This window comes from Nostoc paludosum FACHB-159 (genome assembly GCF_014698835.1).
GTDB classification, from domain to species: domain Bacteria; phylum Cyanobacteriota; class Cyanobacteriia; order Cyanobacteriales; family Nostocaceae; genus Nostoc; species Nostoc paludosum.
This window is the reverse complement of the sequence record NZ_JACJTU010000076.1, coordinates 1-25626: the sequence shown is the minus strand read 5'-3', so window position 1 is coordinate 25626 and position 25626 is coordinate 1. Positions and strand designations below refer to the sequence as shown.

Annotated in this window: 22 protein-coding genes and 1 pseudogene; 11 read left to right on the top strand and 12 right to left on the bottom strand. The window is 41.2% G+C overall.

Annotated elements, in window-relative coordinates; all coding sequences use genetic code 11:
• Window positions 1-387 precede the first annotated feature (387 nt).
• The 8 genes from H6H03_RS35925 to H6H03_RS35890 form a co-directional block, all read right to left on the bottom strand.
• Window positions 388-1704: a glycosyltransferase gene (locus H6H03_RS35925; protein WP_190959780.1), complete on the bottom strand. Its 1317-nt coding sequence runs from the start codon at window positions 1702-1704 to the stop codon at window positions 388-390.
• Between the two features lie 652 nt (window positions 1705-2356).
• Window positions 2357-3610 carry a tryptophan synthase subunit beta gene (gene trpB, locus H6H03_RS35920; RefSeq protein WP_190959779.1) on the bottom strand — a complete coding sequence of 418 codons (1254 nt, stop codon included), beginning with the start codon at window positions 3608-3610 and terminating at the stop codon, window positions 2357-2359.
• Between the two features lie 301 nt (window positions 3611-3911).
• On the bottom strand, window positions 3912-4718 hold the full coding sequence (gene trpA / locus H6H03_RS35915) for a tryptophan synthase subunit alpha (protein WP_190959778.1): 807 nt from the start codon (window positions 4716-4718) through the stop codon (window positions 3912-3914).
• A 205-nt stretch (window positions 4719-4923) separates the two neighbouring features.
• Complete coding sequence (trpC, locus tag H6H03_RS35910; RefSeq protein WP_190959777.1) at window positions 4924-5808, bottom strand: indole-3-glycerol phosphate synthase TrpC; 885 nt, start codon at window positions 5806-5808, stop codon at window positions 4924-4926.
• A gap of 65 nt (window positions 5809-5873) precedes the next feature.
• Window positions 5874-8075 carry an anthranilate synthase gene (locus H6H03_RS35905; protein ID WP_190959776.1) on the bottom strand — a complete coding sequence of 734 codons (2202 nt, stop codon included), beginning with the start codon at window positions 8073-8075 and terminating at the stop codon, window positions 5874-5876.
• 249 nt (window positions 8076-8324) lie between these two features.
• Window positions 8325-9425, bottom strand: a complete 1101-nt coding sequence (gene aroF, locus H6H03_RS35900; protein WP_190959775.1) for a 3-deoxy-7-phosphoheptulonate synthase — start codon at window positions 9423-9425, stop codon at window positions 8325-8327.
• 253 nt (window positions 9426-9678) lie between these two features.
• Window positions 9679-10497, bottom strand: a complete 819-nt coding sequence (locus H6H03_RS35895; protein ID WP_190959774.1) for a DUF3102 domain-containing protein — start codon at window positions 10495-10497, stop codon at window positions 9679-9681.
• Window positions 10498-10957: 460 nt separating this feature from the next.
• A complete protein-coding gene (locus H6H03_RS35890) occupies window positions 10958-11479 on the bottom strand; it encodes an adenylate kinase (RefSeq protein ID WP_190959773.1) in 522 nt (173 codons plus the stop codon).
• A gap of 847 nt (window positions 11480-12326) precedes the next feature.
• Here H6H03_RS35890 and H6H03_RS35885 point away from each other — a divergent pair.
• The 3 genes from H6H03_RS35885 (at window position 12327) to H6H03_RS35875 (ending at window position 14291) form a co-directional block, all read left to right on the top strand.
• Window positions 12327-12602, top strand: a complete 276-nt coding sequence (locus H6H03_RS35885; protein WP_190959772.1) for an HU family DNA-binding protein — start codon at window positions 12327-12329, stop codon at window positions 12600-12602.
• Between the two features lie 144 nt (window positions 12603-12746).
• Window positions 12747-13004 carry a CRISPR-associated endonuclease Cas2 gene (locus H6H03_RS40880; RefSeq protein ID WP_242058156.1) on the top strand — a complete coding sequence of 86 codons (258 nt, stop codon included), beginning with the start codon at window positions 12747-12749 and terminating at the stop codon, window positions 13002-13004.
• 207 nt (window positions 13005-13211) lie between these two features.
• Entirely contained in the window at window positions 13212-14291 is a 1080-nt protein-coding gene (locus H6H03_RS35875; protein WP_190959771.1) for a WD40 repeat domain-containing protein, read from the top strand.
• 483 nt (window positions 14292-14774) lie between these two features.
• On the opposite strand, the gene H6H03_RS35870 is transcribed toward H6H03_RS35875, so the two are convergent.
• The 3 genes and pseudogenes from H6H03_RS35870 to H6H03_RS35850 form a co-directional block, all read right to left on the bottom strand.
• A complete protein-coding gene (locus tag H6H03_RS35870; protein ID WP_190959770.1) occupies window positions 14775-15239 on the bottom strand; it encodes a lipocalin-like domain-containing protein in 465 nt (154 codons plus the stop codon).
• 308 nt (window positions 15240-15547) lie between these two features.
• Window positions 15548-15649: pseudogene (locus H6H03_RS40875) on the bottom strand (MOSC domain-containing protein); the annotation flags it as partial.
• Window positions 15650-15821: 172 nt separating this feature from the next.
• A complete protein-coding gene (locus H6H03_RS35850; RefSeq protein WP_190959768.1) occupies window positions 15822-18134 on the bottom strand; it encodes an NACHT domain-containing protein in 2313 nt (770 codons plus the stop codon).
• Window positions 18135-18683: 549 nt separating this feature from the next.
• On the opposite strand from H6H03_RS35850, the gene H6H03_RS35845 reads away from it, so the two are divergent.
• The 7 genes from H6H03_RS35845 (at window position 18684) to H6H03_RS35820 (ending at window position 23841) form a co-directional block, all read left to right on the top strand.
• A complete protein-coding gene (locus H6H03_RS35845) occupies window positions 18684-19460 on the top strand; it encodes an acyl-CoA desaturase (protein ID WP_242058155.1) in 777 nt (258 codons plus the stop codon).
• A 706-nt stretch (window positions 19461-20166) separates the two neighbouring features.
• Window positions 20167-20364 (top strand): hypothetical protein, encoded by a 198-nt coding sequence (locus tag H6H03_RS35840; protein ID WP_190959766.1) that lies wholly within the window; start codon window positions 20167-20169, stop codon window positions 20362-20364.
• A gap of 16 nt (window positions 20365-20380) precedes the next feature.
• On the top strand, window positions 20381-22027 hold the full coding sequence (locus tag H6H03_RS35835; protein ID WP_190959765.1) for a PRC-barrel domain-containing protein: 1647 nt from the start codon (window positions 20381-20383) through the stop codon (window positions 22025-22027).
• Window positions 22027-22359, top strand: a complete 333-nt coding sequence (locus H6H03_RS40870) for a hypothetical protein (protein ID WP_242058154.1) — start codon at window positions 22027-22029, stop codon at window positions 22357-22359. Before H6H03_RS35835 ends, H6H03_RS40870 begins: the two co-directional genes overlap by 1 nt.
• 37 nt (window positions 22360-22396) lie before the next feature.
• Window positions 22397-22669: a hypothetical protein gene (locus tag H6H03_RS35830; RefSeq protein ID WP_190959764.1), complete on the top strand. Its 273-nt coding sequence runs from the start codon at window positions 22397-22399 to the stop codon at window positions 22667-22669.
• A 113-nt stretch (window positions 22670-22782) separates the two neighbouring features.
• Window positions 22783-23127 carry a pentapeptide repeat-containing protein gene (locus tag H6H03_RS35825; RefSeq protein ID WP_313932016.1) on the top strand — a complete coding sequence of 115 codons (345 nt, stop codon included), beginning with the start codon at window positions 22783-22785 and terminating at the stop codon, window positions 23125-23127.
• A gap of 228 nt (window positions 23128-23355) precedes the next feature.
• The gene (locus H6H03_RS35820; protein WP_190959763.1) at window positions 23356-23841 is read left to right on the top strand and encodes an allophycocyanin; all 486 of its coding nucleotides are present in this window, start codon (window positions 23356-23358) and stop codon (window positions 23839-23841) included.
• A gap of 541 nt (window positions 23842-24382) precedes the next feature.
• Here the strand turns inward: H6H03_RS35820 and H6H03_RS35815 are convergent.
• Complete coding sequence (locus H6H03_RS35815; protein WP_190959762.1) at window positions 24383-24667, bottom strand: hypothetical protein; 285 nt, start codon at window positions 24665-24667, stop codon at window positions 24383-24385.
• A 734-nt stretch (window positions 24668-25401) separates the two neighbouring features.
• Here H6H03_RS35815 and H6H03_RS35810 point away from each other — a divergent pair.
• Window positions 25402-25539, top strand: coding sequence for a hypothetical protein (locus H6H03_RS35810; protein WP_190959761.1), 138 nt, complete (start codon window positions 25402-25404; stop codon window positions 25537-25539).
• Window positions 25540-25626: the final 87 nt, after the last annotated feature.

The following is a 25626-nucleotide window of genomic DNA, read 5'->3' as shown; positions in this document are numbered from 1 at the left end:
TTGTGTTAGCTTTACTATGTGCTTTTTTGGCATACTCTTCTGATCTGCGATCGCTCGACTCTCTGTTTCCATTCTAACCCAGCAAAATTAATGCGATAGACCACTAGTGGTTCGTCGCATTAATTATGAGGGGTAAAATAACGAACCGCAAAGGACGCAAAGAACGCTAAGGAAGAAGAAAAGAAGAGAAATCGAAAATGAGTTTACCTAGCAAAATTAATGCGATAGACTACTAGTTTATCTTCGACAAAAACCAATTTTTGGGCGTTGCTGAATTGCGGTATGAATCCTTGTACAGACGTTGCAATTGCAATGCCTCTACAAGGATTTTGATATCATCCACAATCGTTTTCATACATAAAATCAGCAACGCCAATTTTTGAAATATTAAGCTAAGCCTAATGTAAGTTGCTCTGGCTTTTTTGTCTCTAAAAGCTGTTCGATAAGGTCAGCAGCACGCTGCGGCCCATCATATTGCTTGTATTTCGCCTGCAATTGCAAAGCCTTTTGCTTGTAGCGTGGGTTGTGCAGGATAGTTTTTATGGCATCACGAATCTGTGCTTGCGATGGGGTTCGCGTCTTCAAGTTGATACCAACGCCAGCCCAGGCCACACGGGCTGCAATTTCTGGCTTTTCTTCCGTTGTACCTGCCACAATCAGAGGCACTCCGTTAGATAAAGCCGCTTGTACACCGTTATACCCACCGTTCGTCACCATCACATCTATATGCGGCAAGAGGAAGTCATACGGAATGAACTGCTCGACACGTATATTACTTGGTAGTGGATCGAGCTTGATGCTTTCGATGGGGGTTCCTCCTGTGGTTGCCACAACAAGTACATCCTCATGAGCCAACGCTTGCATTGTTGTAACGATTAGCTGGTTTAGGTCGTTATTTGCTACAGTGCCTTGGGTGACAAGAACTACTGGGCGATCGCCATACAGATCATTCCACCATTCTGGTGGGTCAAACTGCTCTACTGGTGGGCTAATAAAGGCACCAACAAAATGCGTGTGTTCATAAATATCGCTGCGAGGATATTCAAACTCAGGCACAGTTCCCAGCAGATATAAATCCGGAGGCTGGGTAATACGTCCCAATGCACTTTTGTTGAGTTTTTGTAGTCCTACGCGATTCCGAGTCTTGTCAATGTAGGTGTACAGTTCGCGCAACGTGATGCGATCGAGAAAAAAGTGCAAGACACTATTGCGTATTCGCCCGAACAGTGACTTATCTGGTGGTAAAGCTAAACCAAATGGCGCAGTATCTCTGCTGTTGTATACGTAGATTGAATTGCTGATGCTTATTAATGGGATGCCGGTTTTTTCGTGTACAAAGCCTAGACCGTAGCACATATCATCACCAATGAGTATATCAGCAGGAAACTCCTTTAGAAGCTCAAGTATATCTTCCATTTGTTTGGGGGCTTCATCAACAAAGATACACTTGTAACCTTCAATAAAGAGTGGCAAGCGTTGAAGCCCTTTTGTCTGCGGAAAAGCTTCTTCCCGGCTCATACCGCCAAAGTCATAAGCGGTTTGCATCGGTTTATAAGTAGCTTTGATTTGCTCAATCTTGCGTTGGAATACCTCGCCGGTATACCACCAGACCGTATGCCCACGATTTACCAAATGTTTGGCAACTGAAACCATCGGGTTAACATGTCCAGCTGCTGGCACTGTTGCGATTAAAATACGAGCCATTTGTATTCTCCTAATATTAGGACTATGATTTGATTTTTGAAAAAATGTCTGTACATGTGGAGAGACATCAAGTCAGAAGTAGTGTTTCAGATCGAATATTGGTGGTCACAATTAAAAACTTTTCTTTGCCAGTTTTCTCCAACCAGTACAAGAATATGCACTCGATTTAATTAATATTGTGCATTTGAAAGCTGGTTGATGACCTGTTATTATTGTACCCCATAAACTTGCAATACGCTTAAGGACTTCCAAAAAATAAATTATCTCAAGTTATTTGTACATTTGTAGGGGCGCACAGCTAGCTGTGCGCCCCTACGATGGGATGTTTTTTTATTGAAAGTCCCTTAAATATCAATACGCTTGGGTTAAAGGCTAATTGTACAAAATTGTGGGTTTTACCAGACGCGATAAATCGCCGTCTCTACAAGTGTTTTGGTCTTATCTGAACTGTATTATCTTAAATATAATTTATTGATAACAAACTGTAGCCTGAAACCCTTACTATTGCTATGTTTCTGGACTTAACAGCAAAAGTCAGATTATTGAGCAATACCAGGACTTAGGCAAAAAGATGGTGAAAGCGTTGATTTAATGTAGGGGAAATTCATGAATTGCCCCTACATTTCCTACTTGATGCACAAGTCCTAAATATTTAAGCTTGATTCAGGTTGAGAAACTTGACAACAGTTTGTACATCTTTGTCTCCGCGCCCGGAAAAGTTGACTACAATCCGGGGACTACCAGTTAGTTGGGGGCAAAGTATTTCCAAGTATGCGATCGCATGAGCCGTTTCTAGGGCGGGAATAATTCCTTCTAGTTGAGAGATCGATTCAAATGCGGCTAAAGCTTGTTCGTCTGTGATGCTGTAATATTCAGCTCGCCCAATATCTTTGAGATAACTGTGTTCAGGGCCAACACCAGGATAATCTAGCCCAGCACTGATAGAATGTGCCTCAACAATCTGGCCCTCATCATCCTGTAGCACATAACTCATAGCACCGTGCAAAACTCCTACTCTGCCTTGTGTTAGAGTTGCTGCGTGCTTATCGGTATCAATACCTTCACCCGCCGCCTCAACTCCAATTAGGCGTACAGATGGCTCATCTACAAAATTATGGAAAAGCCCGATCGCATTAGAACCTCCACCTACACAAGCCAGAAGAATATCCGGTAATCCTCCCCATTTTTCTAGGGCTTGAGCGCGAGTTTCTTTACCTATTACTGCTTGAAAGTATCGCACCATCATTGGATAGGGATGTGGCCCAGCAACTGACCCCAGGATGTAGTGGGTTGTTTCCACATTTGTGACCCAATCCCGTATTGCTTCTGAGGTTGCATCTTTAAGAGTTCCTGTCCCTGCTTCTACGGGTCTAACTTCTGCTCCCATCAGCCGCATCCGAAATACATTGAGGGCTTGCCGTTCCATGTCGTGAATGCCCATGTAAATCACGCATTGTAGACCAAAACGAGCGCATACAGTTGCTGTGGCTACACCATGCTGACCGGCTCCTGTTTCTGCAACAATGCGCTGTTTGCCCATCCGCTTGGCTAAAAGTACTTGCCCTAAAGCGTTATTAATTTTGTGCGCTCCCGTATGATTTAAATCTTCACGTTTGAGATAAATCTGCGGTCCCGTACCATCAGGTCTAGCGTAGCGGGCAGTGAGTCGTTGTGCAAAGTAGAGAGGGGTAGCACGTCCAACGTAATCCCGCAGCATTTCTTGAAGCTCATTTTGGAATAGCGGGTCTTTGTGGTATTTCTCAAATGCCGTTTCTAACTCAGTAAGAGCCGACATCAAAGTTTCTGGTACGTACTTACCACCAAATTGACCAAATCTACCAAGTGCATTAGGTTGCTGCTTGTTTAGTGGAGTGGAAAGAGCAATAGGTTGTGCGTTTGTTAACATAAAATCTCCGAACTTTTATCGTGTAATTGGGTAAACAGAGCAGAATTCAGAATTAGAATAGTTTCTTGGTCTAGCTATCAGACCTAGATGGTGTACTTCATTAACTTGAAATCTGTTCGATGAAGGCAGGAGTTAGGGGGCAGGAGGCAGGGGGGCAGGGGGCAGGGGAGCAGGAGAGCAGAGGAGATAGAGGAGAAATACCACGTATGATTGCAACTTGGTATGAACAATACCTTCTGCCTTCTGCCTTCTGCCTCCTGCCTTCTGCCTTCTGCCTCCTGCCTCCTGCCTCCTGCCTCCTTCAACTCAAAACAGGGGTAATTGATGTCTTCAAATCGTGACAGAAATCTTTGATGGCTCGCAGCCCTCGGTATGGTGTACCTTCCGCTAAACGCTGCACAAAGGCACTTCCAACAATAACAGCATCAGCACCCCAATCTGTTACTTGACGAGCGTGTTCTGGTTGAGAGATGCCAAAACCAACACCAATAGGTTTGTTAGTTATACTGCGGATTTCTTTGATGACATTTTTAACACGAGTATCGATTTGGGAGCGCACACCAGTTACACCTGTAACGCTCACGAGGTAGATAAATCCACGAGATTGACGAGCGATCGCTTCAATCCGCTCTTGGGAACTTGTAGGAGCTACTAACAATGTAACTTCAATACCAACAGCATCAGCAAGTTCTAGTACTTCCCTGGCTTCTTCCAAAGGTAAATCAGGAATTACTAACCCCTTAATTCCCGATGCAGCAGCAAGTTCTAAAAACTGCCGAATGCCCAAATTCAAAATTGGGTTGTAATAAGTAAACAGAATAATTGGCGATCGCAAACTAGGAATGACTGTATGAGCCATTTCTAAAACATGAGCTAATCGAGTCCCTTGTTTTAAACCACGGGTTGCTGCTGCTTGAATCACAGGGCCGTCTGCGAGGGGATCTGAGTAGGGAATTCCCAGTTCAATAAAGTCAGCACCGCTAGCATCTAAAACGCGTAAAGCTTCTGCTGTAATATCTAAACTAGGATCGCCAGCAGTCAAAAAGGGAATTAAAGCACATTGGTTGTTTGCACGTAAAGATTCAAAGTGTTGAGAGATAGAAGCCATGTTAAAGATCCACTGAAAGTTAATAACTAATTGAAATTTTTACTGAATCAGACTGATAGGTATAGCGGTAGTGAAACTTGAATGCCAGGCATAGTAAGACTTTTACCTCCTGCCTCCTGCCTCCTGCCATATATCAAAGCAAAACCGGAGCCAAAGTTTACCCTATTGGATGTAACAAAATAGCCTTGAGTATTGACAATAAAATCTACTGGTCTAAATTCAACAAACGTTTTACAGCCTGTTCTATATCAGTTTGCTTGACCAAAGATTCTCCAACCAAAACTGCATCGGCTCCCCACTGGGCAACTCTAGCTAAATCAGCCGATGTGTATAAACCAGACTCACTTACAACTGTTATCCCTAAGCTAGTTATTTGTTTCTGACGCTGTTTTATCAAGGATTGAGTTGTTGCTAAGTCAACGGTAAAATCTTCGAGATTGCGGTTATTAATCCCAACCAATTGCACATTTTGTAATGCCAGCACCCGGTCAAGTTCGCTCTTAGTATGCACTTCTATTAGAGCATTCATACCCAAATATTGAGCAATTTCTAGAAAATTCTGGAGAGCTTCATCAGATAAGATGGCAGCAATTAGTAACACTGCATCTGCCCCATTAACCCTTGCTAGATAAATTTGATATGGGTCAATAATGAATTCTTTACACAACAATGGCAGTGCTACACTCTCTCTAATTTTTTGCAGATTCTCAAAACTACCTTGGAAAAATTTTTCATCGGTTAACACTGATAAACAGGTGGCACCACCGCGATCGTATGCTTGGGCTATTCTGATGGGATCGAAGTCTGCACAAATGACTCCCTTACTAGGCGAAGCTTTTTTCACCTCTGCAATCAAGCTGGGTTTATGAGGATTATGTTGCAAAGCACTGAGAAAATCCCGTGGAAAAGGGGCAGTGCTAACTTGATTTTTTAACACTTCTAGAGGCAGTTGTTCGCGTCTTTGAGCGACTTCTTGCTGTTTATACAATACAATCTCTGCGAGAATATGGGGGGGTTTTTCTGATAGGACTGTCACTTGGTTATCAGTGGTAGTTAAGAACTCAGTTGTTTGATACTGACGATTCGGCATATAGTCTGTAGAAGTCGAAATTTAGGTTGGTAGTTATTGCTTTAGCGATTAAATACTGGGGTGAATTACTTGCGATCTGCAATAACTGAGGCAAGTTTTTTAGTTGTTAATGTATGGACTGCATTCTGAATAATCGTCAGACCAACGCCTCCTACCAGAGTCATGATTGATTCTGGATGGAACTGAACACCCACAATTGGCAGTGTTTGATGTTCGATACCCATGATCGTGCCATCTTCAGACACCGCTGTAACTTTGAGTTCTTTAGGAAGACTTTCTCTCTTGGCAAACAATGAATGGTATCTACCAACTTCAAATGATCGCGGTATATTTTGAAAAATGGCAGAATCAGGCGCTACGACAGAAACACGAGATACTTTGCCATGCTGGGGATAGTCGAGAATTCCCAGTTCGCCACCAAAGGCTTCAACAATTGACTGTAATCCTAAACAAACACCAAAGATCGGGATTTGACGTTTGATGCACGCAGCAATTGTCTCTGTGACGCAAAAATCGCTGGGTCTGCCAGGGCCGGGAGATAAAACAACAAGGTCTGGACGTTCTCTATCAAAAACTGATTCTGAAAAGCCATGACGTAGTGTTTTGACTGTGGCACCTGTTTGACGGATATAGTTTGCTAGGGTGTGTACAAATGAGTCTTCGTGGTCAATTAGTAAGACTCGTTTGCCTTGTCCGGTGCTAACTTGTTGAGGGTTAATATTACCGTGCGAAAAATCGCTAGCTTTATATTTAGCCTGATAGAGTGTCTGGAATAAAGCAGCAGCTTTAGTGAGGGTTTCTTGAGCTTCGGCTTCTGGATCTGAGTCATAAAGAACTGTTGCACCCACTCGCACTTCTGCAATTGAATCCTTGAGTCGGATAGTCCGCAGAGTCAAACCGGTGTTGAAGTCGCCTTTGAAGGTTAAATAACCAACGGCTCCACCATACCAACGTCGAGGGCTGTGTTCGTGTTCTTCGATAAACTGCATTGCCCAGCGTTTTGGTGCGCCTGTAACTGTCACTGCCCAAAGATGGCTCAAGAATGCATCCAAGGCATCAAACTCTGGACGTAATATTCCTTCAACATGGTCTACTGTGTGGATTAAATGACTGTACATCTCAATTTGGCGACGGCCAATAACTTTAACAGAACCAGGCTCACAAATTCGAGATTTATCGTTGCGATCGACATCGGTACACATGGTCAATTCAGCTTCATCTTTGCCTGAATTGAGCAGCTTGAGAATTTGAGCCGCATCATCAATAGCATCTTTTCCTCGGCGGATAGTACCGCTGATTGGGCAAGTTTCTACTCGTCTGCCTTCGACGCGCACAAACATTTCTGGGGATGCACCTATAAGATACTCACCACCTAAATTGAGAAGGAATCCATAGGGGCTAGGATTTATTTGCTGTAAAGTTTGGAACAGTTCGCTTGGTGGATTTTCGCAGGATTGAAAGAAGTTTTGTCCGGGAACAACCTCAAATAAATCACCACGACGGAAGTATTCAAGTGCTTTCTTAACTTGTTCCTCATACTCACCAGGTGCATGGTCGGAAGCTTGAGTAGGGGTAGAACGCTTACCTCTGTAATCAATAAGTTCTCCAGTGCGAGGTAGACCCTCAGTGCTACCGTACTTGGTTGTAAATTCATATTGCAAACGAAATGCTCTTTGCTGATAGTAGTCAATAATTACCAGTTCATCAGGTAAATAAAGTACTAAATCCCTTTGGTCTTCTGCACGAATTAAATGCTTTGGCATCTGCTCAAACTGAAAAACTAAGTCGTAGCCAAATGCGCCATAAAGCCCCAAATGCTCATCTTCAGGACTATTAAAGATATATAAAATCTCACGAACAATGCTGAATATAGATGGTTGCTTACTCCTTTCTTCTTCTGAAAACAGATGTTCTGCTGCTTTGACATATCCAGTGATAGAAGAATTTTGCAGTTTAACTGCCATTAGTTGCGGATGCTGATATAGATGCTCTGTCAGATAAGGAAGCAGTTTCATGCCTCGCTCGTTATGTGCAGCGATTGTAAAGGAGTTAGAGCGAGTAACAAGTTCTAAAGGTGGATTAACAAAACCGATTCCCCATCTCTTATAACGTCCTGGGTATTCGTAGCTACTTTTGAACAAGCCTCCACGTTGCGAATCAAGACATGATAGGGTGTCTTGAATGGCAGTATCTATTGAAGTCTCAATTACAAAGCGAGATACATAAATTTCACCTGTGGTTGTATAGCTATGGGTATTTAAATACATTAGCCAGTCCTCTCAAATTACTTAAAGTACATTGGACAAAGTTAAATCTCTGCATTCGCGGTTGGTTAAGAACGCACCAATTTTTGACAAATCAATATTGCTTCAAATCGTAGTAAACCTGTTAATAGAGATGTAAAGTTTGGAAATTACCAGGTAAACTTAAGCAACTACCGAGCGAGACTTGAAAAGTCAAACTTAAGGTTTGTTGAATAGCTTTAATTTTCCATTTTTTAGTGATTTTAAGTTTATTTAGACACTGATGGTGCTGGTAAATTTGGAGGTTATTTTGGGTGTTGAAACTGGATGATTGTTTTGAGGCCAACGACCAAAGAATTTACCCACAACAACCATTTCTTTCATTAATTGGTCAAATGCTTCCAAAGTTAAAGATTGTGGCCCGTCTGAAAGGGCTTTGGCTGGATTAGGATGAACTTCTATCATCATTGAGTCTGCACCAGCAGCGATCGCTGCCATAGTCATCGGTTGCACAAACTCAGATTTCCCTGTAGCATGGCTGGGATCGATCATAATTGGCAAATGAGTTAGCGATCGCAATACTGGGATTGCAGATATATCCAGGGTATTCCGTGTATATTGATGGTCAAATGTGCGAATTCCCCGCTCACACAAAATTACATTCGGATTACCTGCTGCCAAAATATATTCCGCTGACATTAACCAATCTTCAATTGTGGCTGCAAGTCCACGCTTTAATAATACTGGCTTACCTGTCGCTCCGACTTTCTTGAGCAGGGAAAAATTCTGCATATTACGAGCGCCGATTTGGATGACATCTGCCACTTGAGCTACCTTGTCTAGGTCATATGTATCCATGACTTCTGTAATAATCCCTAAGCCTGTAGCTTCTCTAGCTCTATTTAATAACTCTAAAGCACTTTCACCATGACCTTGAAAAGCATAGGGAGACGTGCGGGGTTTATATGCTCCTCCTCGTAAAAACTGCGCTCCTGCTGCTTTAACTCGCTGTGCTGTTTCTACAATCATCTCTTCGTTTTCTACAGAACAGGGTCCAGCTACTACCACTAAAGGATGATTTTGACCGAAGATTACAGGTTTATTTGGTGTTAATACAACTACTTCACTAGCTTCACCATAACGAAATTCTAAAGAAGCCCGTTTAAATGGCTTGTTTACCCGAATTACCTGCTCAATAAAAGGACTGAGATTTTGAATTTGTCTTGTGTCTCTTTCTGCCGTTTCTCCTACCAACCCAATTACTACTTTATGCTGACCTTGGCATATTTCTGGCTTAATTCCATAATGATGAATTTCTTCAAGAACACGCTCAATTTCTACTGATGGCGTTCCTACTTGCATAACAATAATCATTGCTTTGAATCCCGTGAAAATGTTGCAATAATTTCTTTAATTAGAGTTCATAAGTTGGAGAATTTTGTTTATCGAACCCTCAAATATTAATCAGGTTAGTTTTTTAGTTTTATGCAAGATACTGCAAACTTTATATTTCCTTCCACTTTCACTAGACCTGTTGCAAAAGTGTTTTTTGCAAGAGGTGGGAAAAGGTTAAAGGGGAAAGGAAAATACCAAACCTTTCCCCCTTTACCCGACTTCTGCAAGAAGTCTAATGTAGACCATTCATAGTCATGCTGATTTGCAATAAAGCTAATTCTGAATGCAGTTTTTTAATCTCTAGCTGAAGTTGCTCATTTATTATCTGTAGGTCTTCTACTTGGGCTTTATAAGTATCACGCTCTGCTACTAATTTTTGTAGTTCATTCTGTTGAGGCGTGGAAGAGGACGATATAGAATTGCTACTTGTTTGTTCGCTCTGACCAACTTCAACCTTGTCTAGGAATAATACTTCTACTTGGTTTGGCTCGCTCTCTTGATTAACTGAAGAGGTTTTTTGTTGCTGGCTTTTTACTGCTTTAGGAGTTTTATATTTTTTGATGAGATTTCTAGCAACATCTGGATCTACTACTTGTCCTGCCTTGACAATATCTATTGCTTCATCTCTAGCTGCTTGGCAAGTACTAGGGGCTGCCAGCTTATAGAGAGCAGTAGGAGTGATATTGTTAATCAAATTTCCGATTATCGGAAATTTGGATTCAAATGCCTTAGCAACATTGATAAACTCATAAGCTGAAGTTTTTCCCATTCCGAACTCCTGCCGTAACCAAGGTAAAAACTCACCATGCTCTGTAATGTTTTGAGCTTCTAGTAAATTCAGACCAATACAATAAATATCCATAGCACTTCGTTTTAGCCTATGCCGTGTGTCTTCTGCTAAATTGGCTAAATATTGTTGTTTCTCCTCTTTAGTCTTAAAGTCTGACTTGCTTTTAGGTACTGAAGGCTGGTCAATAATTTGCTCTGACTGGGTAGATATTACTTTGACTTCTATAGGAAAAGTTGTTGATTCATTCTCATTAATTTTCATACAGTAGATTTCTCCCAGCATTTGTATTTTTCCCAGAGATATTCCAATAGGGTTCGGATAAGCAGGGGAGACTGACAGATGTAGTTCAAATACATGAAAAAGGCTGTAAATAATGGTTTAAGTCTGTTCTTTCATGCTTAAAGGGTAAAGAGAACCTAGTAAACTATTCAGTATCAAGCTGATAGCTTTACGCCAATTCCTATAAAATCTTTACAAAATTATACAATAGTGCAGTAATTGTTCTGGTGATTGAACTCATACCCAGTTTGTCAAAGTAACGATTACTGTTGACTAGTGCCTTCGTTAACTCTGCGGTTTGAGATACCATAACTAAGCTACTAAGTAGCTAGGCAAAATTAAATATAAAACCTTCTAGGACATATCCATCTTTTATATTTCGGATATTTCGGGTTCCATTGAAAATTTTTCATTTTGGGCAAAGGGCGCGGCTGAACAAAAGTTAGTTTCTTGCATCAATTAATTCAAAAAATTGCGAAATCTGTTTAGTTGAGCGAATGTGATAAACACTTTTGATGCTTTGAACCTGCCCGATATACTCACGATATTTTGGGGTTAAATATTTGTGACACAACCAAAGCACACGATAGCTAGTAAGGGAACTCTTCAATATTGGACTGTTTTTGGGCCAGCCTTCTGGTGGTTGAAAGTAACCTGTGATAAATCGTTTAGTTACCCACCAAAAATGCACATACAGCGGTAGATCGACAAAAATCAAAGTATCCGCCTCATCAAGGCGTTGCCAGAGAGTTTCCATGCAACCAAACCCGTCAATAATCCATTGATCAGTAACTAAAATTTCCTTGTGGGCGCGTTTATAATCTTCATGCGGAACCTCAGTACCTCCTGATTGATATTGAATCTTATCCAAAACGTGAAGTGGCAAACCAGTGATTTGGGATAATCTCTTGCTGAGAGTTGATTTACCGCCTCCAGCATTGCCAAACACTGCTACTTTTTTCATCGTCACTTTCCTTTGAGTTTAATCAAGTCAAATTTGGCACAAGTTTGTCAGGAAATAATAAAATTTCGATTTATACTACTTTTGTACTACAAAGTATGCTGCTAGAAAATTTGTATCACTATATTTTGTTCCGCTGTCACCTACCATAAGTAGAGAATTGTTTATTTTGCAACCTCTGGCGGTTTTGGTATAGAAACTGCTGACCTTTGTAACAGAGCGTCTTTGATTCAATCCCACGTTTTTAAACGTAGATTCCCTTGGAGCCTTCTAGCTTGAAAATACTACTTCGACTAATATCGATGTAGATACCTCAATACTCTAATTCCCCCTGCTCCCTGCCCATTTTCATGCTTGGTTGTGAAACTTGTTTCATCGGGACTGCCTTGTGCCTGGTAAATTCTGCTGTCAGCACAGGGCAGATAATTTCACTAGCGGGCACAGTTGAATCGGTTCCCCGTCAATATAAAACTGCCCTGGACGAAAGCCAGAGCAGTCTTTGATAGGAGTAAATTATATGGGAGACTTATATTTCTGTCTCCGGTTTATGCATAGTAAATACTGTTATAGAATAAGATTCACCTCAAGTTCTGTACTTTACGCAAAAAACAAATAATTTTCAAATTGGCATTACAAAGCTTAAAAGAGTTAGTGATGGGGTGGCTTTTTGAATGTTTAGCTCAAGTATGGGGGAATGGGATTTGCTGCGGTAGATGTTGGATAAAGCTCAAAAGACCTTGTAGTAGTATTGTTAATTTTCATGTGTTGCTTGATTTTTCTTCCTTTTCCCCTTTCCTAATATGAGTTAGTGATGCTAAATTCTATCTATTTGAATGCTTTGAGGTCATTTATGAACAAAGGTGAATTAGTAGATACTGTGGCAGCCAAGGTCAATATTACAAAAAAGCAAGCTGATGAAGTGATCTCAGCTTTTTTAGAAGTCGTTACCGAAGCTGTAGCGAATGGTGAGAAGGTAACGCTGGTAGGGTTTGGCTCATTCGAGCGACGGGAACGCTCCGAGCGTGAAGGGCGTAATCCCAAAACGAAGGAGACAATCACGATTCCAGCTACTAGAGTGCCTGCTTTTTCTGCTGGTAAACAGTTTCGAGAAAAAGTAGCGCCTTAAGCACTGAAAATACATTGACTTTACTAGCGTTAATTTAATTGCTGTTTGCTTTGCACGGTTCGCCCTTGGCGTTGGTGCAGCCATCGCTGTTATTAAGCCAGCATAAGGCAACGGATAGGTTAAGTGCGAGTATTGTAATCGAAGATGTTACAAAAGGCGATCGCTGGCATTTCTACGCAGTGCCAGTGTCTTGCTCGAATATATTTTGATGCCCTGGAAGAGACAGTTAAAAATCTGTTGCAGTCATTGGGAAAGCTGAACGATCTTTATCTGACTATTGTAGAAGAGAAATTGTTGAGTTTATCCGAGCATAATTTACGGATTTATCCCCTTGATGCAACAGCAAAACAGCAGGTGCGGATATATGGTAGTGCGCCACATTACGAGTTGGGCAATTATTGAATTTTGTCAATATTGGAAAGGAGCAACCAAGAGCTATCTAGAGTCTGAAATTGCTTTTATGCGTACCTTTTAAGAAAGGTAAGGATCGGAAAACAAGTTATGAAAATGACACAGCAAGGATGAAGAATTATGCTGGAGTCAGTTTTTATCTGTCTAAGGAAAGCAAGGTTTATTAGCTTGACTTCTTACAGTTTCAACAAGAGCGCCATGAAATTACCCATCCTATTTAAAACCTTATCATTACTTAGTTTTTTCCTAGTTCCACCATTTAGTATGATGGCTAGCATTCCGGTTATAGCAAATACACTTAATACTCTTGCAAATACCGAACAACCAAAGCGGTTGAAATTAACTTTGTCAGGGCATACTGAACCTGTCCGTGCATTAAATCTTTCCCCCAGTGGTCAAGTTCTTGCTAGTGGTAGCGATGATAAAACAATCAAACTTTGGAATCCTACTACAGGTGCATTGCTTCGCACTTTAACTGGACACCGCGAGCGCATTAAATCAATAGTGATAACTCCAGACGATCAAACTCTAATTAGTACCAGTTTCGATAACACTATCAAATTTTGGAATACACAAACAGGAAAGGAAATTCGCACAATTGCCGAAAAAACAGGGGTGAGAGCAATGTTATTGACCCCAGATGGGCAAACTTTAATCAGTGGTAGCGGCGATCAAACTATTAAATTTCGGAATCTCAAAACTCGAAAAATTCACCGGATACTGAAAGTAGAAGCAACAGCACTTGCAATTAGTCGTGATGGTAAAACCCTTTTCAGCGGAGGTGAAAATGGGGGAAAAATTCGGGTTTGGAGTCTAGTAACAGGTAAACAACTACGCAGTTTTACCCCACCACTACCCAAAAAGGAAGACCTCATCAACGGTTCAGAGCGAGCATCAGCCCCAATTACCCTTGCTGTTAGTAATGATGGGAAAATGCTTCTGTGTGGTGGATACGACGATAGCTTTCAATCTGGTGGACTCAGAAGCACAGACGGGAAAAGTTTCAAAGCTTGGGACTTAAAAACTGCAAAGCTAGTTCATAATTTTTCGTTGGGTACGAGTATTGATGCGTTAATTATAAGTCCGGATAGCAAGACATTTATTACTGGTGGTTTAGGTAGAGAAATCATATTACGCGACATCAAAACAGGGAAACCAGTCATGGAACTTACTGGACATGCAGGTGGAATTTATGGACTTGCATTAAGTAGTGATGGGAAAACTTTATATAGTGGTAGTGGTGATAAATCTGTTAAAGTTTGGCAGTTAGAATCTTAGTTTATCAGGTTCTATTGCAACTCCTATGCTGGACATTGTTTCAAAAACTGGCGCAGTGCGATCGCGCTAGATGGATTCAACGTAGGGGACAAGCTGCTTGTTACCTAGTTAGTTGGTCTTGCCGATGGATAACCGCTATTTCCCGCACTTCTGGATGCTGGCTCAACAAAGTTTCAATTTCTCCTAGTTCGATGCGGAAACCGCGAATCTTTACCTGATTAAGTAGTCGTGCAAAATAAATTATCTAGTTCACAAAAGTAACTTTTAACTCTTAACAGCGAACAGTTAAAGAATACACCGATTTTAGTCGTGTTGAAAAAGCATAAATATTTTTGTGTAACTATAGCAGAAGGCAGGAGGCAGGAGGCAGGAGGCAGAAGGCAGAAGGTAAAACTATTGCTATTCATAGCATTTACGCTTGTCATTATGTCCTAACCTATGTGACTACGGCTATACTTATTTGGGTGATTTAGCATTGAAAAATTAAATGCGTTCCCACGCCAGCTCAAAAGCCGTTTCAACACCATCATTTAAGACTGGCGGTGTCAAGAGCGTCACTCGGTTCTCACTGAGAGTAAAAGTGCGAACTAACGTTGTACCAACCCGATTAGGTATCGATGCAATTTCGATCTGGTGAGTTACTGTGTTGCCGCTCAATGTATATGTTCCAGCGTAACCATTGAATGTTGTGAACGCTTGAGCGAGTTCTTTTACGGGTAAAGATTGCATCTGGTGAGTCAGCGGCGATTGGATCTCTTGACTCAGCGGTGAGCGATCGCTCCTAGAAAACATCACCATCATGTGACCATCCTCTGTGTAAGTGATGTAGCCAACAGGATGAGTTCCATACACGTCTTGAGTCACCGTTCCATCAGCGTGAATAGCTGTTGCAGAAATTAACTTCCAAATGCCAATTAGCGGATTATTCTGAATCGATGGTGTTGACATAATGTTGAGCCGTTGCTTTGATAGTTAGTGTTCTGCTAAGGTAACGGATCTCAAAACAAAATCAAATTCCGTATCATGCAAATTGTAAATTTCATACAGTCGCGGGTGAGATTTGCCGCGATCGATAACAGCTTGAGTAATGATGTCAAGGGTAATATTCTACATAGTTAGGCTGGATTTCTCACTTGTGAGAAATCCAGGGGTGTGGGAGGTGTGGGAGGATGGGGAAGAAATCTCTCCCCACACCCCCCACACTCCCCACACCCCCCACACTCCCCACACCTTCCACCTCTTGTGAGAAATTCGGGTTAGAAGCAATCTCCAATGTTCACCTCGTCTTCTCTAAGCCTGGTGATTGTGAAATTTTCACCAAAGACGGCTAGCGGCAGATCTGTGTTAGGCAATTCACCCCGCCAGTAATCGTAATGCTCGAATGGATAGACGTAGACTGCTTTGTCTGCTCCGCAACGGTTAGATCTGCTTGTCCATCACCGTCTAGGTTGAGCGATCGCACCTAGTATTTCAAATAACTGTTTTCCTCTTTTTCTTTAAATAACTGATACTTATTTTTCATCTCAATGCCTATTGCCATTCCCTATCTTCAAGTTCCTTCTGAGGCAACAATAAAGTTGCTTCAATTTCCTGCCTAATCGCAGCTGTCACTTCACAATTGCTATTCAAGCAATCGAGAAGTAGCTGATTGGCATCATAGTAGCGTTGTAGCACTTGGTGTTGCTGTTGACTAAACTGCCAATGGTGATTAATGTTCCGATAATTATTGACCGTCATTTTTAATTGTTCAATCCAAGCTGAAGAGTGTGCGTGCCACCATACCTGAAATTTTTCTTGGTTTTGATTAGGATTTGGCAATTGATCCCTGAGTTGTTGCAGGGATTTATGGAGTCCAGCATCCAAAACAATACTCAGAATGTTCGAGAGAGCATCTCCACAGGCATGAGCATAGGCAAAATCTTGGCTGTGGTCGATGGCACATTCCAGCAGCAAGTTATCTAACACGGCATCCAGAAGCATTCCCTGGTCGAGGGTGCAGGCTAAGGTAAAGTGAGAAGCTACGTGAGGATTCCGGGCAAGGGCAAGATAAAATGCACGGGTACTCGCCACTTTTGGTGGCAACGGGGTAGTAAGAGATTTTTGGCTTGCCCATGTCAAAAATTCTTGGAGGTAAGGGTCTTGGGCAACTAGCGCATCAATGTGTTGCTTCATCAACTGCACCAGCCCGTCTGCACTCCGAAGCATGGCGGCTGTCAACAAGAAGATTTCGCGCCAGTGAGGGTCAGTGATGTGACTGACTAATCCTGCCAGAGCTTGCTCTAATGCCTGTAGGTTATGGCTGGCAACGATTTTTCTTGCCGTGAAGTATTCTTGAAACGCCAGATAAGAGAAGGAGAAAATTCCCCGCGCTCGTTCTGTCAGTAGCCCATGTTGGGCTTCTATGGCCTTTAGTACCGCTTCACTTTCTAATTGCAGTTCCTCTGGCTCCATTGAAACCTCAGGGAGATTCCGAATATAGTCACTGATGTATTGCTCAATAACGCGTTGCTCAAAGAAGTACTTACCCCCTTCAAACGTTGCGGCTGCTATCTGACTTAACAACTTGAGCTTTTGTGGTAATAAAAACCCTCGGTAAACCTCATCCCGTTCAACGCCTCTAGCTTCATCCCATTTGCCCAAGAGAAGATCTAGCCCTTGCTTATAAAAATCAGTGCGCTTAGTGGGAAATTTTTCCTGACCGTGGAACACCCAGCAGGCAAGATGCAGAAATAGGGGTGTGATGACAAGTTGGCGAAATTGCCAGTTTTCGGGTAAGTCCAGCTTATGAATAAACTGAACGGACTGTGCCTGCCCATGTTGAGTATTTGTCTTAGTGAATGCCACAAACCATTTTCGAGCGAAGGCGCGGATTTGTTCTTGGGTAAACGGGGCTATTTCAACATCGGTAAAGCCCCGGAGTGTGAGCTTTTTAGCCGCCGTTCGACAGGTCGCTATAAACCGATTTTTGTGATATTTGTCAGAAAATCTACGAATTTCTCTTAAAACAGCATTACTTTCTTGGTTAAGAACTTCATCCATCCCATCGAACAATAGCAATACTCTGCCTTTCTCAAGCAAGGTTTCAATCACTGATTCTTCTGAAATTCCAGACGTAACAAATTCCTGGCGGATGTAGTGTAAGAGGTTGAATTCGCCACTCACCCTAGATTCTTCCGCAAAATTCCTCAGTACGATGAAAACAGGAACTTGGTTTGCTGCAAATGCGCCTTGGTTGCACTGAATAGCAAGGTGTTGTAAAAAAGTGGTTTTACCTACCCCTGGTTTACCCAGCACCCTGAGTTTAGAGTAAGTTTCGACTGCTTGCATACCTGGTATTTGTTTCTGTTCAACCTCACCTAAGCCAAAACGGTCAAATTCAGTTGGTTTAAGGTTTTGCAGGTTAGAGATATCTAACCACTGTTGGCTGGGGATGTCTTCTAGAATATTGACATCAATATATATATCATCGATCGCAACGGGATAACCCATATCTAATAACTGCAATATCCCGCATTGGTCTTGAATTTTTTCCTGGCGTTGCGATCGTACTTGTTGTACCAAGACATCAATATTTAAGACAGCAGCCTGGGTAATTTCTGTGGGATCGGAGAATTCGTCTGGAGGATCGGCAGCGATCTCCCGCCAATTCAATTCCAATATGGAACAAATTTCCAAAAATATATGACGATCGACCGGACGTCCAGAGAAAAACCGCCAAACAGGTTGTCGAGTCTTTAAGCCGACTTCTAATGCAAAATTTTCCTGAGTCCAACCCTTGCGGGCAAACGCTCTTCTAGCCTGTTGAATTCCAATATGTGATGCTTGGAGCGATCGCCTGACCATAAAACAAAAAACTCATATTAAAATTCAAAACTTAAATTTTTATGAATACTAAGGACTTTATACTTTTTCTTATGGTACATATCTTTTGCTCTAGTTAAATCATACATAAGTCAGAAAATGAGTGTAATTTTAGCCAATGTTTAAAGTTTTGTAACAAAATCAAACGATATTCACTCATCTTATACATCTCTAACCTTTGCCATAACGTTATCTCAAACAGCGATTTGTCATGTTGGAAAAGTAAAGACGTAGTGCTTCTCTATAAACACTAGTTAGCTCTTTAGAGCAACGACAGTAGATAAAAAGCCGATTACTATAACCAGAAGTTGCAATATTACAGATATTTCAAACGAAGTTTTTTAATAGTAATCATTAGTATTTGTGAACCCGATCAAAAGCTTGCAATTTATGTTATCAAGACAAGAATATAAGATAGATATTTTAGGTAATATTCCTTTTATATCGATCCATATCAGTAGCCTATTAATTTTTTGGGTGGGTTTTAGTTGGCCTGCTCTCATTACCTGCTTCATCCTTTGGTTCATAAGGATGTTTGGAATCACAGCAGGATATCATCGTTATTTTTCACATCGCACTTATAAAACAACGCGTTGGTTTCAATTTATTCTTGCTGTTTTAGGCAATTCCTCAGCTCAGTTAGGCCCACTATGGTGGGCAGCGCGTCATCGTCATCACCACCGCTATGCAGATACAGAACAAGATATTCATTCTCCGGTTGTTCGTGGTTTTTGGTGGTCGCATGTTGGCTGGGTGATGTGTCCCAAATATTCCAAAACAGACGAAAAGGAAGTCCGAGATTTTGCAAAATATCCAGAATTGCGGTGGTTAAACCGTTTTCATATGATTGTTCCTATTGCGCTAGCAATCACTGTAACTGCCATTGGTATAGCGCTTCAATTGTGTATTCCTCAGCTAAAAACGACTGCGTTACAAATGCTTGTGTGGGGATTTTGTTTAAGTACTTTGCTACTTTATCACACGACTTTTACAATTAATTCGCTTGCCCATATATTTGGCGATCGCCGTTTTAACACAACAGATAGTAGTTGCAATAATTGGTTTTTAGCTCTTATAACTCTCGGCGAAGGTTGGCATAATAATCATCATTATTATCCTGCTTCAGAACGGCAAGGTTTTTACTGGTGGGAAATAGATGTTACCCATTACATTCTGAAGCTACTTTCATGGTTGGGAATAGTTTGGGATTTAAGAAATCCTCCGCAAAAAATCTATGAACATTTGTCTTTAATTCTCACACCTCAAACTTCTAAAATCATAAGAGTTCGTGATATTAATACTGATTAAAAAATATCTTCACGTTACTTTTAGTTTTGGGCGAATATAATTCGCTACTACAGAGGCAAAGTCCGCCTGCGCGGACTAACTAAAAATTAAGGGTTTCAAACCCACCTCTGTGGGTTTTGTCTGTATAGCCGAGCCAGTGCGTTGGGCGGGCAATGCCCGACTTGTACTCCTTCGGAGAACCCGCAGGGTAGCAACTGGCGTGCGATTTCTAATCACCAAAGAAGATTGAGGAGATACATAGTGCGATAAAAATTGCCGACTCCATACCTTGAAACCCCTGTTTTGAAATTGCTGGTTCCTTTCCCCTTTCCCCTTTCCCTCTCTTTTTCATTTATTAATTTAGACTTTTCAAACACCCTCCAAGTAAAAGTTTGAATAGCGTAAAAAATGTGTATTGTGTACTACAAAATTAACTTTTTCACAATAGCGTACAAGCAAATTAAATAAAAAAATCTTTTAGTACTACAATATAGCTAGGGTTAAAAATATTTATTTTAAAAAATAGATTCAATAACTTGAAATTAACTAAATCAAATATCTATCTTTAGAAGTATATCTTGTGAATTTTTTGTTAAAAAACAAAGTGAGCGAAGGTATATTCCGAGAAATAGGATGAATTATATTCTTTTTGGAAATAATCTTGTCTAAGATTGACAGCAAGTTTAGCTATAAAAACAACAATAAATAAAAGAAATAAAAGGAAAAAATGGCAAGACTCGTAGGACATCGCTCTCATACTGGAGCAAACATCACCATTCTCATTATCATTATCGCCATCTTCGGAGTACTCTACGAATACTTTGGTGTGATGAATATTGTTCCTGGTTTTGGACGAGAGGGACGATTTTTTCAGCTAAAAAGTCAGCCAACGAACGAACAAGTCACTGGACAACACAATCAATAAAAACTGCAAGGAAGAAATGCGTAAAGGTAGTGATATTATCGATAAAGTGGTCGTTACATACGACGCGGGTAAAAAAATTGAGCGAATTAAAGATTTAATTTTCGATCAGAAACGCAATCAACTTTTGGGCTTCCTGGTAAAAGAGAAGGGACTGTTTCGGGATGCAAAAGTGATTCCTTTACAAGAGGTGCAAGCTATCGGGTTAGATGCGATCGTTGTTAACTCGAAAGAATCTGTTGTTGAGGCACATCGTGTTCCAGCAATTAAAGAGATCTTGCGTCAGAATATCGTCCTGAGAGGCACGAGAATTCTTACCACAGAGGGACTCGATCTTGGCGGACTGGTTGATTTGTTCTTTGATGAGCATAGTGGACTGGTGGAAGGATACGAAGTTTCCGGTGGTGTGTTTGCCGATGCTTACTCTGGGCGATCGTTTGTTCCTGCTCCCGAAACGTTGAAAATTGGTGTCGATGTTGCTTTTGTGCCTCCAGAAACTGCTCAAATGATGGCAGAACAGGTCGGTGGTATCCGAGGAGCCGTTAACGCAACTGACGATAAATTCCAAAACTCCGCGGAGACTGCTAACCGCAGATTGCAAACAGCAGTTCAAACGGTGAATGAGCGAGTGCAAAGCTCGGTAGAGAACGTGAACCGTAGTCTACAGGAAGCAAGCCAGAATGCAGGTGAGCAATTGCAAGCCGCAACTGATGTTACTAACAGCAAACTGCAAGACCTGAATCGAGATGCGACTGCTTCGCTGACAAATAATCTGGTTGACCCTACGGAGCAAAAGGTATATGTGATTGGTAAGCACGTTGAGCAGGATGTACTGGCTCCAGATGGGAATGTATTGCTACTACAAGGGCAAGAAGTTACCCTAGTCGATGCAGAAGCCGCCGATCGCATGGGTATCCTCGATCAACTCTATCGAGCCACAGGTGGCAGTCTAACTGCAAATATCAGCCGCAACCTGCAAGCAGCAGCAGAATCTACTAGCAATCGAATTGAGAGCGCAACTCACAGTACCGTCGCTAATTTACGTCATTCAGTTGATGGGGCGGCTGCACACGTAGCGGCAAAAGGGCGCAGAGTCTTGCAAACAGTACGGGCTAACGATGGCTTAATTATTGCGGCATCTGGGCAAATTGTGACCGAATCCGTTATTAATCGTGCCCAGACTTACGGTAAAGAAGCAGAATTACTAAATGCTACTGGTTTAGATTTGGCAACCGCAGCCCGTTCTAGCGCCAGTGACACTTGGTTAGAAACCAAAGTTCAACTGCGCGACGGAGCAAGCATCGCCCAAAAGAACCTCAACAGTTTCTGGCACACCTTGAAAAAGCAGTCTCAAAAGCTACAAGGACGCAGCACACGGGCAATGAAGAAGCAACGGATTGACCAAGCATTGGGTCGTCCAGTTACTCGTGTCATTCTTGACCCAGAAGACAACGTAATTCTCAATGTGGGCGAACTGATTACCCACCGCGCCGTTAGTCAAGCTGAAGAAAGTGGAGTTTTAAATATCTTGTTGAGTTCAGTTTATACCAAGGAGCCAGAAATCTCTGATAAAGAGTTACGTGCTTCAGAACACGGAATGGCAGCCTTAGCCCATGATGGTAATGGGCGATCGCAACTTGAATCCAAATCAATATTGGTAAATTAATGCTCGACTTTAACAACTTAATTGAATTCTCAAGTACTTACTGCATTGGAATTTGTGCCTTTTTAATTCCAGCGAATCTACTTGCGACCTCATCAACAATAATTTTTACACTTTTGGGTCGTCCGACTATTGAGATCTGGCAAACTGCTTTCATTGCTAGTTTCTTTGCTCTATTGATGATACTGCACGTATTTGCTTGGTTCACCATCGGAGTAGTCATGGCTCCCACATACATTTTATTGGGGCTAGGAAGTATCTGTTTGCTGGCCAATTTGATAGCGATTCTCTCACACAGACGCTTTGCTTTCCGCTATATAACTAAAGTACCTTAGTGCTTATCAGCTAAAGCCATAAGGAGTCGAGGCAACAATGGACAAACCAATTCTAGAAAAAGATGGGACTAAATCTGAGTTGGGAATTACTATACAGTGGTATGTGGCAGTACATCCCCACCCTTTAGATCAAAAGAAGTATTCTTACGCGATCGCTATCGATAACGTATTACAGTGCAACCCATCCCCTATTGCAGACTTTGACTCATGCTTGTTTGGTTGTTATGAAACAGCCGATCAAGCACTTAGTGGCGCAGTTGAAGAAGCAAATAAGATCGTTGTGTCGCCAAAAATATTACAGAACAGATGATTGACTTAAATGGAACTCTAAAAATTTGACCCGATGGTGTACCTGTTTTTGCAACATAACCTAACAAGATGCGATCGCAAAGAGTAAACTGGATGATGTCACAATGACACATTGTGAGTTATAATATAAACATAAACAGCGACAACGCTACACGTTGCGAGGCAACCAATATGGATGCCAATGAAGTTTTAAGACGATATGCGGCCGGAGAAAGAAATTTTAGACAGGCAGACTGGAGAGGAATAAATTTAGCTAAAGCAAATTTGAGTGGGGTAGATTTGACTGGGGCCTATTTGAATAACGCAGACTTGAGCTGTTCAGATTTAAGCAGTGCTAATCTCAACTGGGCTGGACTAAAAGGAGCCAATTTCAGCGGCGCTAATCTCAGGGGGGCAAAAATGCCTGATGGAAGAACGCACAACGATCTCTTAGAGTCTGCCAATTATTTCTTTAGCTAAGACCGGATCATAAATTTGCTATTGGTGGGCAGTGCCTTTAGATCGACGGCACTGCTCATCGCTAGATATTAAAGATTATTTTTCATGTCGTAGTTAATCAAATCAACCTAGAAATGAAACAGCGCCTTGTCATGCTGTAGGCGAAGGGATGCTGTTCATTACAGCAGTCCTGATATGCGATCGCGTAACGCATTTTAGACATAATTTAAATCTTTCAGGAGTTCGTGAATGAGTATTATTACCAAAATAATTCTAAATGCAGATGCAGAGGTTCGCTATCTGACTCCAGGAGAACTAGAGCAGATCGATATCTTTGTTAAGACCAGTCAGCGCCGTCTACAACTTGTGCAAGCTTTAACTCAAAGCCGCGATCGTATTATTAAGCAAGCTGGAAAGCAACTGTTTCAGAGGTTTCCATACCTTGTTACTCCAGGTGGCAATGCCTACGGCGAAAATATGACTGCCACTTGCCTGCGGGATATGGATTACTACCTACGGTTGATTACTTACAGCGTAGCAGCTGGAGATATTACACCAATTCAAGAGATCGGGATTGTTGGTGTTCGCCAAATGTACAAATCTCTCGGCACCCCAATTGATGCCGTTGCTGAAAGTGTCCGTGCTATGAAGAACATCACTACCTCCATGTTATCTGGAGAAGATGCAAGCGTTGTTAGCACTTACTTCGACTACCTAATTACTAATCTCCAATAACCAGACAATAACAATCACCTGGAGAGTCGAAAAAATACCATGTCTGCAATGACGAGTTCGACTCTCCAATAGGCAGACAATAACAATCACCCAAATAGCAATGTCTAGCGACAAGCCGTTCAATGTCTATGCGCGTCACAACCCAGATGACCGATAGTCTTGCCTAAATTTTGGAGATGGGGTTTGAGGATTGTTTACTCAAACCACTCAATCTTAGTTTACTGAGACTGATTGAAAATTTGGCATTGCTGAATCTAGGGATGATTTTTACCTCACGCAAAGGCGCAAAGGCGCAAAGAATCTACCTTTAGCCTTCGTCAAAAATCTTAATTCATCCCGCATTTATGCAACGCCGAAAATTTAATTATGGCAATTCACTCCAGCAAAGCTGCCTTCTCCTTCGGAGACGCTACGCGAACGTCCCCTGCCTCCTTAATTGAAAAAGCAAGTGGACAAACAACTAATCACAAATAACAAAAAATTTTCATTTATCCTAGTGTACATCATTCATGATTGCTAATTACTGGCTAGTGCAGTATTCCTAGCAATCTATAATATTGCTTTGTCTTAATTCAACATCTTGCTCAAAAACTAAGAGCAAATCATCGACGGTTTTTTTGTACTGAAAACCATAATCTAACAAAGCTTCCTTTAAATTTTTCAACTGAGATTCGTCAATTTTATTTTTGAGGACTATCTCAATAGCTTCCTTGTTTACTGTAAAACTAAAATAGTCTTTGAACTGATTATAATCCCAGTTTAATTTTCGGGCTGCATTTAACTCGATGGCAGCTAATGTATCATCAAAATTTTTACTTCCAACCATAACTTTGTCTTAATTGCATAAGCTTAACTACATTTTAACAATTACAAGAGAGAAAAAACTAAATCTTAATATTAATGAGGAGTTAAGAAGAACGGCAAGACATTTATATTTAAAAAATCAACCTTTGGATAAATGTATAGAAGCTAATTATAAAGTAGTAATTTATAGTTAATTTTTCTAAATGCTCACAAGCTATAAAACTGGATGGAAAATTCGAGGAATTACAAGGACACACTATCTCCATAGCAATACATTTTCAGGTATTGATTGAAAAATTGGGATGCTCACGATTTAACTTGAAGTTGCGAGCGATAATTACCCTAGAATATCAGGGGTGATATTCCTTTTGCGGGTTAATTAATTTTGCATTTACGAAAACTCTATTTTGTTAAAACCCACACTCCGCACTTCAAATTGAAGTACAAAGAGATTACAGCCAAGATAAAAGCAAAAAATCAGGCTAATTAAGACTCATAGTACTGAACAGAATCTGCGGTATGAAGATAAATAGCTTTTTACCCACTTTATACTTCACACTATAAATTTCTTCTTCATTCCCATTTACCTAACTTTTCATGTCGTAATTAACCAAATAAACCACGAAATGAAACAGCACATTGTCATGCTGTAGGGGAAAGGATGCTACATTCTTGCCCTCTACCAGTTCACTCTTTGAGGGAATTACTGAGGGGTTTTTAGCACTTGTTGCACATGAAATCTCAATTGAAGTAGCTATGTATCCAAGTAATAGATTTCTTAATAATCTTGCAGCCCTCCAAAGGCTGCAAGTACTCATCGTAGACGATAATGTCGATTTCTGCGATTTGATGATGCTCCTGCTGCAACTCTATGCCCGGATTTCTCACAAGTGAAAAAAAAGTATTCACATAACCTCAATGACTAACAATTTTTTAATACATGAGTAATTTAGATTCAAAGGTAAAAGTCAAGTAAGCATA

Excerpts from the sequence above, each read along its gene's own strand:
- H6H03_RS35850 (WP_190959768.1), bottom strand. The coding sequence starts at position 18,134 with ATGGTCAGGCGATCGCTCCAAGCATCACATATTGGAATTCAACAGGCT.
- H6H03_RS35820 (WP_190959763.1), top strand. The coding sequence starts at position 23,356 with ATGAGTATTATTACCAAAATAATTCTAAATGCAGATGCAGAGGTTCGC.
- trpB (WP_190959779.1), bottom strand. The coding sequence starts at position 3,610 with ATGTTAACAAACGCACAACCTATTGCTCTTTCCACTCCACTAAACAAG.
- H6H03_RS35925 (WP_190959780.1), bottom strand. The coding sequence starts at position 1,704 with ATGGCTCGTATTTTAATCGCAACAGTGCCAGCAGCTGGACATGTTAAC.
- aroF (WP_190959775.1), bottom strand. The coding sequence starts at position 9,425 with ATGATTATTGTTATGCAAGTAGGAACGCCATCAGTAGAAATTGAGCGT.
- H6H03_RS35890 (WP_190959773.1), bottom strand. The coding sequence starts at position 11,479 with ATGAAAAAAGTAGCAGTGTTTGGCAATGCTGGAGGCGGTAAATCAACT.
- H6H03_RS35830 (WP_190959764.1), top strand. The coding sequence starts at position 22,397 with ATGGACAAACCAATTCTAGAAAAAGATGGGACTAAATCTGAGTTGGGA.
- trpC (WP_190959777.1), bottom strand. The coding sequence starts at position 5,808 with ATGCCGAATCGTCAGTATCAAACAACTGAGTTCTTAACTACCACTGAT.
- H6H03_RS35870 (WP_190959770.1), bottom strand. The coding sequence starts at position 15,239 with ATGTCAACACCATCGATTCAGAATAATCCGCTAATTGGCATTTGGAAG.
- H6H03_RS35885 (WP_190959772.1), top strand. The coding sequence starts at position 12,327 with ATGAACAAAGGTGAATTAGTAGATACTGTGGCAGCCAAGGTCAATATT.
- H6H03_RS40870 (WP_242058154.1), top strand. The coding sequence starts at position 22,027 with ATGCTCGACTTTAACAACTTAATTGAATTCTCAAGTACTTACTGCATT.
- trpA (WP_190959778.1), bottom strand. The coding sequence starts at position 4,718 with ATGGCTTCTATCTCTCAACACTTTGAATCTTTACGTGCAAACAACCAA.
- H6H03_RS35815 (WP_190959762.1), bottom strand. The coding sequence starts at position 24,667 with ATGGTTGGAAGTAAAAATTTTGATGATACATTAGCTGCCATCGAGTTA.
- H6H03_RS35845 (WP_242058155.1), top strand. The coding sequence starts at position 18,684 with ATGTTTGGAATCACAGCAGGATATCATCGTTATTTTTCACATCGCACT.
- H6H03_RS35895 (WP_190959774.1), bottom strand. The coding sequence starts at position 10,497 with ATGAAAATTAATGAGAATGAATCAACAACTTTTCCTATAGAAGTCAAA.
- H6H03_RS35835 (WP_190959765.1), top strand. The coding sequence starts at position 20,381 with ATGCGTAAAGGTAGTGATATTATCGATAAAGTGGTCGTTACATACGAC.
- H6H03_RS35810 (WP_190959761.1), top strand. The coding sequence starts at position 25,402 with ATGTATCCAAGTAATAGATTTCTTAATAATCTTGCAGCCCTCCAAAGG.
- H6H03_RS40880 (WP_242058156.1), top strand. The coding sequence starts at position 12,747 with ATGTTACAAAAGGCGATCGCTGGCATTTCTACGCAGTGCCAGTGTCTT.
- H6H03_RS35840 (WP_190959766.1), top strand. The coding sequence starts at position 20,167 with ATGGCAAGACTCGTAGGACATCGCTCTCATACTGGAGCAAACATCACC.
- H6H03_RS35875 (WP_190959771.1), top strand. The coding sequence starts at position 13,212 with ATGAAATTACCCATCCTATTTAAAACCTTATCATTACTTAGTTTTTTC.
- H6H03_RS35905 (WP_190959776.1), bottom strand. The coding sequence starts at position 8,075 with ATGTATTTAAATACCCATAGCTATACAACCACAGGTGAAATTTATGTA.